Annotated in this window: 13 protein-coding genes; 10 read left to right on the top strand and 3 right to left on the bottom strand. The window is 61.0% G+C overall.

Annotation, left to right across the window (positions count from 1 at the left end):
- The first annotated feature begins 68 nt into the window (after positions 1–68).
- Positions 69–1586 carry an MFS transporter gene (locus DFR38_RS08555; RefSeq protein WP_059285888.1) on the top strand — a complete coding sequence of 506 codons (1518 nt, stop codon included), beginning with the start codon at positions 69–71 and terminating at the stop codon, positions 1584–1586.
- 61 nt (positions 1587–1647) lie between these two features.
- On the opposite strand, the gene DFR38_RS08550 is transcribed toward DFR38_RS08555, so the two are convergent.
- The 3 genes from DFR38_RS08550 to aroA form a co-directional block, all read right to left on the bottom strand.
- On the bottom strand, positions 1648–2196 hold the full coding sequence (locus DFR38_RS08550; protein ID WP_059285887.1) for a cytochrome b: 549 nt from the start codon (positions 2194–2196) through the stop codon (positions 1648–1650).
- A gap of 72 nt (positions 2197–2268) precedes the next feature.
- Positions 2269–2712, bottom strand: coding sequence for a pyrophosphohydrolase domain-containing protein (locus DFR38_RS08545; RefSeq protein WP_059285886.1), 444 nt, complete (start codon positions 2710–2712; stop codon positions 2269–2271).
- A 106-nt stretch (positions 2713–2818) separates the two neighbouring features.
- Positions 2819–4105, bottom strand: coding sequence for a 3-phosphoshikimate 1-carboxyvinyltransferase (aroA, locus tag DFR38_RS08540; protein ID WP_059285885.1), 1287 nt, complete (start codon positions 4103–4105; stop codon positions 2819–2821).
- Positions 4106–4388: 283 nt separating this feature from the next.
- Between aroA and cmk the strand changes: the two genes are divergently transcribed.
- The 9 genes from cmk (at position 4389) to DFR38_RS08495 (ending at position 12489) form a co-directional block, all read left to right on the top strand.
- Positions 4389–5057 carry a (d)CMP kinase gene (gene cmk / locus DFR38_RS08535; protein WP_059285891.1) on the top strand — a complete coding sequence of 223 codons (669 nt, stop codon included), beginning with the start codon at positions 4389–4391 and terminating at the stop codon, positions 5055–5057.
- A 94-nt stretch (positions 5058–5151) separates the two neighbouring features.
- A complete protein-coding gene (gene rpsA, locus DFR38_RS08530; RefSeq protein WP_110313272.1) occupies positions 5152–6843 on the top strand; it encodes a 30S ribosomal protein S1 in 1692 nt (563 codons plus the stop codon).
- A gap of 7 nt (positions 6844–6850) precedes the next feature.
- The gene (locus DFR38_RS08525) at positions 6851–7165 is read left to right on the top strand and encodes an integration host factor subunit beta (RefSeq protein WP_045846200.1); all 315 of its coding nucleotides are present in this window, start codon (positions 6851–6853) and stop codon (positions 7163–7165) included.
- Positions 7166–7306: 141 nt separating this feature from the next.
- Positions 7307–7600: a LapA family protein gene (locus tag DFR38_RS08520; protein ID WP_059285883.1), complete on the top strand. Its 294-nt coding sequence runs from the start codon at positions 7307–7309 to the stop codon at positions 7598–7600.
- A gap of 70 nt (positions 7601–7670) precedes the next feature.
- Entirely contained in the window at positions 7671–8831 is a 1161-nt protein-coding gene (gene lapB, locus DFR38_RS08515) for a lipopolysaccharide assembly protein LapB (protein WP_059285882.1), read from the top strand.
- A gap of 18 nt (positions 8832–8849) precedes the next feature.
- Entirely contained in the window at positions 8850–9596 is a 747-nt protein-coding gene (gene pyrF, locus DFR38_RS08510; RefSeq protein ID WP_059285881.1) for an orotidine-5'-phosphate decarboxylase, read from the top strand.
- Entirely contained in the window at positions 9593–10912 is a 1320-nt protein-coding gene (locus tag DFR38_RS08505; protein WP_059285880.1) for a UDP-glucose dehydrogenase family protein, read from the top strand. The genes pyrF and DFR38_RS08505 overlap by 4 nt, the downstream gene beginning before the upstream one ends.
- A 6-nt stretch (positions 10913–10918) precedes the next feature.
- Positions 10919–11881: a D-glycero-beta-D-manno-heptose-7-phosphate kinase gene (gene rfaE1, locus DFR38_RS08500; RefSeq protein ID WP_059285879.1), complete on the top strand. Its 963-nt coding sequence runs from the start codon at positions 10919–10921 to the stop codon at positions 11879–11881.
- 26 nt (positions 11882–11907) lie between these two features.
- Positions 11908–12489, top strand: a complete 582-nt coding sequence (locus DFR38_RS08495; RefSeq protein WP_193394280.1) for a DUF924 family protein — start codon at positions 11908–11910, stop codon at positions 12487–12489.

The raw sequence follows: 12489 nt of genomic DNA, 5'->3' as shown, positions 1-12489 counted from the left end.
CGGTTTATTCAAAATAACATGGTCTTTATAGTCAGCGCGATCCATCCACCCACAAAGCCCCTTGCCGCATGAATGCCTATCCCGTGTTATTGCAAGCCCACCCCGAGTGCCGTCCCTGGCAGGTACGGCTGTTCGGCCTGACGCTGGGCCTGGTCACCGGGGCCGACTTTGTCGCCGTCAGCATGATGGGGGTGGCGGGCGGGGCCATTCAGGGCGGGGTGGCTGCCGCGCCGCAAGAGTACCTGTGGGCGCTGACCAGCTTTGCCGTGGGCGCGGTGCTGGTCAATCTCTTGCTGGGGCGCTTTGCCACGCTGATCAGTTACCGGCGTTATACCGAGTGGGCCTTGCTGCTGTTCATGGCCGGCAGTGTGGGCTGCGCCCTGGCCGAGGGCATCACCAGCCTGACCGTGGCGCGGCTGTTTCAGGGCTTGGGTGGCGGCGGCTTGTTTACTGCCTCGCGCATCCTGCTGCAGCTGGTAGCGCAGCCCAAGGAACGCAAGCCATTGATGTATGGCTTTTTGCTGGGCCTGTTTTCCCTGTCCGGCATGGCGCCATGGTTGTCCGCCCTGCTGGTGGAGGATTGGGGCTGGCAGGCGATTTTCTGGTTACAGGCCGGTTTGGTTCCCGTGTTGTTGCTGTTGGTACAAATCAGTTATCCCCGGCATGCCGGTGCGCCCACCCGTGCCCAGGCCGGGCAGCTGGACTGGGTGGCGGTGGCAGCGCTGGGGTTGGGGGCCTTGCTGGTGTTGCATACGCTGGAGGATTTGCGTTTTTTGCGCTTTGCGGCCCGGCCCGGCATGTGGCTGGCCCTGGCTGGAGGGGTGCTGTTGCTGGGGCTGGCCTGGCGGCGCAGTCACACCCATCCCGATCCCTGGTTGCAGCTGCATGCGCTACTGCGCCGCCGCTATCTGATGGGTCTGGCCTTCTATGCCCTGTATTACCTGGGCAACGGCATCTGGTCCTACCTCTTGTCCACCTTGCTGCAACGCGGGCTGGGCTTTGATTTTGTCACCACCGGCCAGGTCATCAGCCTGGGTGGCATGGTGACGGTGGCGATGGCGCTGGTCTATCTGTATGCCAGCCGCTGGCTGAACCGTCGACACCATGTACTGGCCATCGGTTTTGCCTTGCTGGCCCTGTGCTGTCTGTGGCTGGCCGCTGCGGCCATGCCAGGCGCTGCACTGTCCAGCGTACTGCCAGCCATCTTGCTGCACGGTCTGGTGCCGGTGCTGTCGGTCTTGCAGATTGCCGCCATGACCTATGCCGAGGTGCAGGTCGAAGACTTTGCCCATGCCTATCAGCTGAAGAACATCATGCGTGAACTGGCCGGGGCCATGGGCACCGGCCTGGCCACCTTGCAATTGCAAGCGGGCGAGGCCCAGGCGCGGCTGGCGCTGCTGGGGCGGCTGGATGGGGTGACACTGCGACAGTGGGGAGAGGCGGTGGATGCGACGAGCCTGGCGCATCTGTCTGCGCAAGTGACCCAGCAGACGGTATTGATTGCCTGTGACCATGCCTTGCTGTCGCTGGCGGCACTGGCCGGCCTGGCCCTGTTGTTGTCGCTGTGGCAGCGCGATTTACGCTAGAAGCGGCATTCACCGTACAAGCCGGCCAGGCCGGCTTGTCGCGAGTGAAGGCGGATGCCGCTCAGGGGCGCAGCGGCCCGGTCAGGCGGGTGAGGGTGTCATCCTTGACGAAGCGGTGATGCCACACCGCGGCGGCGGCATGGAAGATGGCCAGCCACAGCAGCAGATTGCCCAGCGCTTCGTGAATGTCCTTGAGGTTGTGGGCGGTTTCCTTGCCGACATTGAACAAGACCGGCAGCGTGCTACCCAGCAACACCACATCCTTGCCATTACCCTGCACGATGGCGATGCCCAGCAGGGGCAGCACCAGCATCAGGCCATACAGCAGCCAGTGTGCGGCATGCGCCAGCAGCATGGCGGCCGGTTGTGGTGCCGGGGTGATGTCCGGTACCCGGTTGGCCAGTCGCCACAACAGGCGCGGCAGCACCAGCAGCAAGACGATGATGCCAGCCTGGAAATGGCCGGATTTCAGCAAGTCACGCAGCGGGCTGCCCTTGGGGGCGATGTCCTTGAATTCGATAAAGGCCAGCGCCGCGATGACAGCCAGTGCGCTCAGCCAGTGAAAGGCACGGGCCAGACGGCCGTAACTGTGTTGTGAGTTTTTCAGCATGATGGTCCCTTCAGCGTGGGGGGTGTCTGGTTTGATCTGGCCGCAGCATAGTCAGCCAGTCTTAAACCAGACTTAATCTTGCGCCGTGCTCTTGTCATGCTGCAAGGCAGCGCGAATGACGCCGCACTTGTCTGCCGGCTGCCAGCCTGCCGGTTTCAGTACCTTGCCATCAGCACGGCGCACTACCTTGCCATCAATCTGCTTGCGCAGATTGGCCTGATGAATGGCCTCGGTCATGGCTTCCAGCGGCATGCCTTGCGATAGCAGCAGGCCGGTCAGCACGTTCAGCACATCCACGCCCTCGGCGGTCAGCTCGGCCATGCGGCGTACTTGTTCTTGCGGGTCGCAGCTGGCTGATTGCTTGAATTCTTGCAGCGCATGCAGGAATTCGGCCATTTCTTCTTGCAGCATGGTTTCCCACATCGGCAGGGTGTCGCGGTAGAGGCCGGGAGTGGCGGGGGCGGGCAGGTCGAATTGCTGCATGAAGTCGCGGCGGATAGCGTAAAGATTGCTCATCTTCTTGTATGCTTTGATTTTTTGATTGCTATATATTGTGTTTTTTGTGCGGTATTGGCAATAAAAAACGCCCGCAAGGCGGGCGTGGAACCGGTATGTCGCTTACTTAGTCGTGCAGTGTGGCCAGTACTTCGAAGTAGTCCGGGAAAGTCTTGGCCACGCATTTGGGATCGTTGATGACCACCGGCACCCCCAGCAGGGAAACCAGCGAGAAACACATGGCCATGCGGTGATCGTCGTAAGTGTCTATCTCGGCATCGGCCAGCAGTTGCGCGGGCGGGGTGATGCGGATGTAGTCCTGGCCTTCTTCCACGGTGGCGCCGACCTTGCGCAGCTCGGTGGCCATGGCGGACAGGCGGTCGGTTTCCTTGACGCGCCAGCTTTCGATATTGCGCAGGGTGGTAGTGCCATCCGCAGCCAGTGCGGCGATGGCGATGGTCATGGCGGCGTCCGGGATGTGGTTCAGGTCCACATCAATCGCCTTGAGCTTGCCGCTGGCAGAGGCTTCGATCCAGTTGTCCCCCATGGTGATGGCCACACCCATCTGGCGCAGGGTGTCGGCAAACTTCACATCGCCCTGGATGCTGTTGTTGCCCACGCCCTCCACCCGTACCGGACCGCCAGCCAGTGCGCCGGCGGCCAGGAAGTAAGAAGCGCTGGAAGCATCGCCCTCAACGTGGACTTCGCCCGGCGAAATATAGTGCTGGCCACCCGGAATCACGAAACGCTGCCAGCCCTGACGCTCTACCTGTACGCCGAAACGAGCCATCAGGTTGAGCGTGATCTCTATATAGGGTTTGGAAATCAGTTCGCCCACCACTTCGATGGTGACGGTTTCACCGGTCAGCGGCAGCGCCATCAGCAAGGCGGTGAGGAACTGGCTGGAGACATTGCCCTTGACCGGAATCACCTCGCCGGCGCGCAAGCTGGCCGGGCCGATGGCCAGCGGCGGGTAGCCCGGATTGCCCCGGTAACTGATCTCTGCGCCGGCGGCGCGCAGGGCGTCCACCAGGTCGCCAATCGGCCGCTCATGCATGCGGGCCACGCCAGACAACTGGTAATTACCCTGCATCAGCGCCAGTGCGGCGGTCAGCGGGCGAAAAGCCGTGCCGGCATTGCCCAGAAACAGGTCGGCGCTCTTGACCGGAAACTCGCCCCCCACGCCTTGCACCCGGAAGTCGCGGCTATTGCCCAGCTGCTCGACCTTGACACCCAGCAGACCCAGTGCGGCCAGCATGTGACGGATGTCATCCGAATCCAGCAGGTCGCGCACCAGCGTGGTGCCGCTGGACAGTGCGGCCAGCAGCAGGGTGCGATTGGAAATGCTTTTGGAACCGGGCAGCTTGATGGTGCCGGCAAGGTGCGGAGTCGGAGTAAGGCGGAGCTGTTCCATGGCGTTGCGTCGAGTCTCTGTAGGTGTCGTGAATGGTCCGGGTATTGTCATCACGCGGGCACAGGCTGCGGCAGGCAGGGCTGGCGGGCGTTGCGGCCTATCACTGTAAAGGCCGGCGGGGTAACGTGCAAACTACAATCTTGCCGTGTTGCCGCTTCGTTCTGCTGCATTGCGCCAGAAAATCCTGCCAAAGCCGTTCCTGCCACCCGGTCACTGCGCTAAAATCAACGGTTTGACGACGGAGCAAGCCGTCGTCGTGTGCTACAGGATGCAAGCCCAGCCCATGTCAGTTCCCGTGATCACCATCGACGGCCCTTCCGCTTCCGGCAAGGGTACTGTCGCCGCCATCGTCGCCCAGCGCCTGGGCTTTCATTATCTTGATTCCGGCTCGCTCTATCGCCTGCTTGCCCTGCATGCGCGCAAGCACGATGTGGCCTGGGATGCCGAACAGCCATTGGCCGCGCTGGCCGCCACCTTGCCGGCGGCTTTTGCGCAGGGGCGGGTGTGGCTGGATGGCAACGATGTCAGTGAAGACATCCGGGCAGAAGAGATCGGCATCGGCGCATCCAGAGTGGCCGCCTTGCCGGCGGTACGCAGCGCGCTATTGCAGCGACAGCGTGATTTTGCCGTGCTTCCCGGCCTGGTGACCGATGGCCGCGACATGGGTTCGGTGGTGTTTCCGCAGGCAGCGACCAAGATTTTTTTGACCGCCAGTGCCGACGAGCGTGCGGCCCGCCGCCATAAGCAGTTGATCGGCAAGGGGGAATCTGCTAACCTCCCACGGATTCTGCAGGACATTATCGATCGGGACACGCGCGATGCGGCCCGGGCGGTAGCGCCGCTGCGCCAAGAGCCGGACGCCTTTCTGCTCGACACCACGGAGCTCACCATCGACCAAGCGGTCGAAACGGTACTCCGCCGCTTCGGGCAGTCCCAGGTCTCCGGCATATGATTTTTTAAGGGGCAACGCTTGCTGCACTGCAAGAAGCGCCCTGTGTTCAACCCTAACCCCGCACGCCGCAAGGTGTGCACCGAGAGTAAGCTTGATGACTACCCTCTCCATGGAAAACTTTGCCCAGCTGTTCGAAGAAAGCCTGACCCTTCACGACATGCGCGTGGGCGAGGTGATCACTGCCGAAGTCGTTGCAGTTGATTCCAACTTCGTAACTGTTAATGCCGGCCTGAAATCCGAATCCCTGATTCCGGCCGAAGAATTCAAGAACGACGAAGGCGTTGTTGAAGTTGCCATCGGCGACTTCGTGACTGTTGCCATCGACGCGCTGGAAAACGGTTTTGGCGAAACCAAGCTGTCCCGTGAAAAAGCCAAGCGTCTGGCTGCATGGGTTGAGCTGGAAGAAGCGCTGGAAACCGGCAAGATCCTGTCCGGCCTGATCAGCGGCAAGGTCAAGGGTGGCCTGACCGTTATGGTCAACGGCATCCGCGCCTTCCTGCCGGGTTCCCTGGTTGACGTGCGTCCGGTGAAAGACACCACCCCGTACGAAAACAAGAACATCGAATTCAAGGTTATCAAGCTGGATCGCAAGCGTAACAACGTGGTTGTTTCGCGTCGTTCGGTTCTGGAAGAAACCCTGGGCGAAGAGCGCAAGGCTCTGCTGGAAACCCTGAAAGAGGGCGCCGTTATCAAGGGTATCGTCAAGAACATCACCGACTACGGTGCGTTTGTTGACCTGGGCGGTATCGACGGCCTGCTGCACATCACCGACCTGGCATGGCGTCGTGTGAAGCACCCGTCCGAAGTTCTGGCTGTTGGCGACGAAGTCGAAGCCAAGGTCCTGAAGTTCGACCAAGAGAAGAACCGTGTATCCCTGGGCCTGAAGCAACTGGGCGAAGATCCGTGGGTTGGTCTGTCCCGTCGCTACCCGGCCAGCACCCGTCTGTTCGGCAAGGTAACCAACCTGACCGACTACGGCGCATTTGTTGAAATCGAACAAGGCATCGAAGGTCTGGTACACGTGTCCGAAATGGACTGGACCAACAAGAACGTACACCCGTCCAAGGTCGTTCAGGTTGGTGACGAAGTTGAAGTCATGATCCTGGAAATCGACGAAGACCGTCGTCGTATCTCCCTGGGCATGAAGCAGTGCCTGGCCAACCCGTGGAACGAGTTTGCCGACAACTTCCACAAGGGTGACAAGCTGAAGGGCGCCATCAAGTCGATTACCGACTTCGGTGTGTTCGTTGGCCTGCCGGGCGGTATCGATGGCCTGGTTCACCTGTCCGACCTGTCCTGGAACGAAACCGGCGAAGATGCCGTGCGCAAGTTCAAGAAGGGTGACGAGGTTGAAGCCGTTGTTCTGTCCATCGACGTGGAAAAAGAACGCATCTCCCTGGGCATCAAGCAACTGGAAGGTGATCCGTTCAACAACTACGTTGCCATGAACGACAAGGGCGCTCTGGTCAAGGGTACCGTGAAGGCTGTTGATGCCAAGGGTGCCGTAATTGCCCTGGACATGGACGTTGAAGGCTACCTGCGTGCTTCCGAGCTGTCCCGCGACCGCGTGGAAGATGCCCGTACCCTGCTGAAGGATGGCGAAGAAGTGGAAGCCGTGATCATTGCCGTGGATCGCAAGTCCCGCAATATCAGCCTGTCCATCAAGGCCAAGGATGCTCAGGAAGACAGCACCGCCATGAAGAACCTGTCGGTTGACAGCGCTTCGGCTGGTACTACCAACCTGGGTGCTCTGTTGAAGGCCAAGCTGTCCGGCTCCAACGAGTAATTGCATCATGACCAAGTCTGAGCTGATCGCGCGGCTGGCAGAACGTCTTGCCGAGCGCAATTCTCAGTTGGTCTACAAAGATGCTGAGCTGGCCGTCAAAACCATTCTGGATGCGATGGCCAGCAACCTGGCACAGGGTAGCCGCATTGAAATCCGCGGCTTCGGTAGCTTCGACCTGAACTACCGTCCGCCCCGTGTGGGCCGTAACCCGAAATCAGGTAGCAGTGTCTCGGTTCCTGAGAAATATGTGCCGCATTTCAAGGCCGGCAAGGAATTGCGCGAACGGGTGGATCTGTCCCTGCTGGAGCAGACCCAGGCCTGATTGTTGCGAATCCCGGTCTAGCAAGCCAAATCAAAGCGCCGCTTTTGCGGCGCTTTTTCTTTGTTTGACCTTCCTCTGGCTTGGGTTGCAGCACACTATCGTTTAAACTTGCACTCCGGTAACCCTCTCCGAGTAAAGAGCATGCGCTACATCGTGCGTATCATCGAATTGGCCCTGCTGGTTTTCCTGATTGCCGTCACCGTGCAAAACAGCCACATGGTCGAGTTCAAGCTGTTCTTCGGCCAGTCCTGGTCGGCACCGCTGATCGTCTTCCTGCTGGTGTTCTTTGCTGCAGGCGCTGCTGTCGGATTGCTGGCCACCTTCTCCTACTATCTGCGCATGCGCAAGGAGCTGTCCCAGCTCAAGAAGGAATTGCGTAATCGCCCGCCCAGCAGCAAGGTCGCCGTCGATCCCAGCGACGCACTGGCCGATTAGGCCTGTTCTGTCAGGTCCCGCCACCATGCGCGCGGGGCCGGCCTCTTACTCCCCTTGAAGGAAGCATTCTTTGGAACTGGATTTGTGGTGGCTGCTGTTATTCCCGGCCTTTTTCGGTCTGGGCTGGCTGGCCGCGCGAGTAGACATGCGCACGGTATTGAAGCAGGCCAAGTCGGTGCCCACCGGCTTTTTCCGTGGCCTGGATGCTCTTGTGGACGACAAGACGGATATTGCCGCTCAGGCGCTGGCCGAGGTGTCGCGCCAGCAGGGATCGGCACCGGAACTGCAGTTGACATTGGGCAAGCTGTATCGCAAACGCGGCGAGAACGACCGCGCCATTCGCCTGCATCAGCGCATGCTGGAATCGTCCGACCTGCCTGCCGAACAGCGCGACATCGTGCGTAACGAGCTGGCGCAGGATTTCCGCAAGGCCGGTCTGGTGGATCGCGCCGAAGAAATCTTGCTGAAACTGTTGGGCGGCAATATGGCGCTGGCGGCGCGACGTCAGCTGCTGGATATCTACCAGCAGGATCGCGACTGGAAAAAAGCCATTGAAACCGCCAAGGAACTGCGCAGTGATGCCCATTCCTTCCAGCATGAAGTGGCGCAGTTTTTCTGCGAACTGGCGCAGGGGGAGCTGTACCGCTCCAATTACCCGGCGGCCCGCACCCTGGTAGCCGAGGCCATGCAGGCCAATCGCAAATGTGTGCGCGCCAGCCTGATTCTGGGTGATATCGAATTTGCCGAAGGCAAAATCGAAGCGGCCATTGCGGCATGGCAAAACATCGAGAAACAGAATTACGAATACTTGTCGATGGCGGCCGAGCGCTTGTTCGACGCCTACGAGAAACTGGACAAGCCACAGGAGGGCATTGCCCTGCTGCAGGGTTACCAGAAGACTTTCCCGCAACTGGAGCTGACCGACCTGCTGTATCAGAAGCTGTCAGCCTACGAAGGCGAGGAGCGGGCGCTGGAAGTGGCCCGTCAGTCGGTACACGCCCGTCCCAATCTGATGGGCGTTTACCGCCTGATCGAAGCACAGATGGACGAGCTGTCGCCAGAAGGGCGCATGGATGCCGAAGTGGCCCGTGCCCTGATCCAGAAACACGCGGCGCGCCTGACGGTGCACCGCTGCAAGTGTTGCAATTTCCGCTCGCGGGCCTTCTTCTGGCATTGCCCCGCCTGCGGCGAGTGGGAAAGCTTTACGCCCAACCGCTCGGAAACTCATTGATCGCATTCAGGAGAAAACATGAATCCGCTAATTGCCGCCGGTCAGGACCTGCAACCGGCATCTCCTGTCGTTGTGGCGCTGGATTTTGCCGATGCGCCGTCGGCTCTCGAATTTGCAGCCCGTCTCGACCCGCAGCAGTGCCGGCTCAAAGTGGGCAAGGAATTGTTTACCTCCACCGGGCGTGGCCTGGTGGAAAGCCTTGCCGCGCGAGGCTTTCAGGTATTTCTTGATCTGAAATTCCATGACATTCCCAACACCGTGGCCCATGCCTGCAAGGCTGCCGCCGAGGCCGGCGTGTGGATGGTGAATGTGCATGCCTCCGGTGGCCGCCGCATGATGGAAGCCGCGCGCGAGGGGCTGGCGCAATACAGCCAGCGTCCGCTGCTGATTGCCGTCACCGTGCTCACCAGCATGGAAGCGGCCGATCTGGCGGAAATCGGCATCACTGTCTCGCCGCAGGAGCAGGTGTTGCGCCTGGCCACCCTGACCCGCGACTGCGGCCTGGATGGCGTGGTGTGTTCGGCACAGGAAGCGCCGATGCTCAAGGCCGCGCTGGGCAAGGAGTTCCAGCTGGTCACGCCGGGCATCCGCCTGGCAGATAGCGCTGCCGACGATCAGCGCCGGGTGATGACCCCGGTGGCCGCACTGGAGGCCGGTGCCGATTATCTGGTGATCGGTCGCCCCATCACGCGCGCCGATGAGCCGCTGGATGTACTGCGCAAGATCAACCGCGATATCGCACTTTACCGGGCAGAACAGGCATGAAGATCACCGTTGTTGGTTCCGGCTATGTTGGCCTGGTCACCGGTACCTGCCTTGCCGAAGTGGGCAACCATGTGCTGTGTCTCGATGTGGACCCGGCCAAGATTACCACCTTGCAGCAAGGCGGCATTCCCATTTACGAACCTGGCCTGGATGACATGGTGCGGCGTAATGTCGAGGCTGGCCGCCTGTCCTTTACCACGGATATCCCCGCCGCCGTCGCCTTTGGCGAGGTACAGTTCATTGCCGTGGGTACTCCGCCGGATGAAGATGGCTCCGCCGACCTGCAATATGTGCTGGCTGCCGCGCGCAATATCGGCCTGTACATGACCGAGCCCAAGGTGGTGGTGGACAAATCCACTGTACCGGTCGGGACGGCCGACAAGGTCAAGGCGCAGATTGCCAGCACGCTGGCCGAACGCGGTGCCGACATTGCTTATAGCGTGGTGTCCAATCCCGAGTTCCTGAAAGAAGGTGCGGCCATCGAGGACTTCATGAAGCCCGACCGCATTGTGGTCGGTGCCGAAGACGAACGCGCCATCGAGCTGATGCGCCGCCTGTACGCTCCCTTCCAGCGCAATCACGACCGTATCCTGTTCATGGATGTACGCTCGGCCGAGCTGACCAAATACGCGGCCAACGCCATGCTGGCCACCCGTATTTCCTTCATGAACGAGCTGGCCAATCTGGCGGAAGATCTGGGCGCAGACATCGAGCTGGTACGCCGTGGTATCGGCTCCGATCCGCGCATCGGTTATCACTTCCTGTATCCGGGTGCCGGCTATGGCGGCTCCTGCTTCCCGAAAGACGTCAAGGCGCTGGTGGCCAGTGGTCGCGAGCAAGGCCACGCCATGCGCGTGCTGACGGCGGTGGAAGAGGCCAACGAAGCGCAAAAGCGCCGGCTGGTGGACAAGCTGGTCAAACGCTTTGGCGAGGATCTCAGCGGTCACCATTTTGCCTTGTGGGGTCTGGCGTTCAAGCCGAATACCGACGATATGCGTGAAGCCTCCAGCCGTGTCATCGTCGCCGAACTGACCCGTCGTGGCGCCACGGTGGCAGCTTATGATCCGGTCGCCGCCGATGAAGCGCGCCGCGTCATGGGTGACAATCCGGCACTGCAGTTTGCCGATGACATGATGGCTGCCCTGCGCGGAGCGGATGCCTTGCTGATTGTCACCGAATGGAAGATGTTCCGTGCGCCGGACTTCGACGCCATCAAGGCCAGCCTCAAGCACCCGGTGATTCTGGATGGCCGCAATATGTATGATCCGGCCTGGCTGCGTGAGCTGGGTTTCGACTATCAGGCGATAGGACGCTAAAACCGTATGAATCTGTTGCATGAACTGGGGCTGGACCGTGCCACGCTGAGCACCGATCTGGCCCGTGCCCGTGTGCTGGTGGTGGGCGATGTGATGCTGGACCGTTACTGGTTTGGCGATGTTTCACGCATTTCACCGGAAGCACCGGTGCCGGTGGCCCGTATCGGCCGCATGGAAGAACGCGCCGGTGGTGCGGCCAATGTGGCGCGTAATATCGCCAGTCTGGGAGGCAAGGCCTCCATCCTGTCGGTGGTGGGCGATGACGAAGCAGCCACTGCACTGGAGCGACTGATGCTGGCAGATGGCATCACCACCTTGCTCAAGCGTGATGCCGCCATTTCCACCACCATCAAGTTGCGCGTGGTAGCGCGTCAGCAGCAATTGATCCGGCTGGATTTCGAAGATGCACCCAGCCGGGAAATCCTGGCGGACAAGCTGGAGCAATACCAGGCGGTACTGGCCGAGCACGATGTGGTGATTCTGTCCGACTACGGCAAGGGTGGCCTCACCCATGTGGCACGCATGATCGAGCTGGCACGGGCTGCCGGCAAACCGGTGCTGATCGACCCCAAGGGCGATGATTATGCCAAATATGCCGGTGCCACCCTGCTGACGCCGAACCGCAGCGAGTTCAAAGAGGTGGCTGGCAGCTGGCATAGCGAGGAGCAGCTGATTGCCAAGGCCCAGGCACTGCGCAGCGAACTGCAGCTGGATGCCCTGTTGGTGACCCGTAGCGAAGAGGGCATGACCCTGTTCCGTGCCGAAGGCGCCTTGCACCAGCCGACTTTCGCCCGCGAGGTTTACGATGTATCCGGCGCGGGGGATACCGTGATCGGCACCATGGGTCTGGCCCTGGCGGCCGGGCTGTCGCTGCCGCTGGCCATGAGTCTGGCCAATGCCGCGGCGGGCATCGTGGTCGGCAAGCTGGGCACGGCTGTGTGCACCCAGCAGGAATTGTTCGCAGTTTGACTGTGGCCGCAGGGCTGGGGATGCACATGACAACAGTGCTGGACGAGGTGGTGCAATGCTGGTTTGGTGGTGCAGAGCCCGCGCTGATGCAGCAGCCGCAAGCCAAGTGGTTTCGCAAGGATGCTGAATTCGACCAGCTGTTGCGCCAGCGCTTTGCCAGTGGCTGGCAAGCAGCCATGAGCGGGCAGCTGGCCATGCCGTCAGTGGCCGAGCCGCTGGCGCTGCTGGGCTATATCGTCCTGACGGATCAGCTGTCACGCAATATGTATCGCGACAGCGCCCAGGCTTTCGCCAGCGATGCGCTGGCCTTGGCTGCGGCACGCCAGCTGGTCGACGCCGCCGCGGATCAGGCACTGCCGCCGATGGCGCGGGTGTTTGTCTATCTGCCTTTCGAACACAGCGAACAGCTGGCCGACCAGGATGTGTCCGTCGCGCTGTTCCAGACGCTGGCAAGCTACCCGCACAGTGCGGAATTCATCGACTACGCCCAGCGGCATCGCGACATCATCCGCCGTTTTGGCCGTTTTCCCCATCGTAATGCCCTGCTGGGCCGCCCCAGCACACCGGAAGAGCTGGCCTTTTTGCAGCAGCCCGGCTCCTCCTTCTGA

The organism is Aquitalea magnusonii, from assembly GCF_003202035.1.
Classification (GTDB): domain Bacteria; phylum Pseudomonadota; class Gammaproteobacteria; order Burkholderiales; family Chromobacteriaceae; genus Aquitalea; species Aquitalea magnusonii.
The sequence above is the reverse complement of the archived record's forward strand: the minus strand, read 5'-3'. Positions and strand labels throughout refer to the sequence as shown.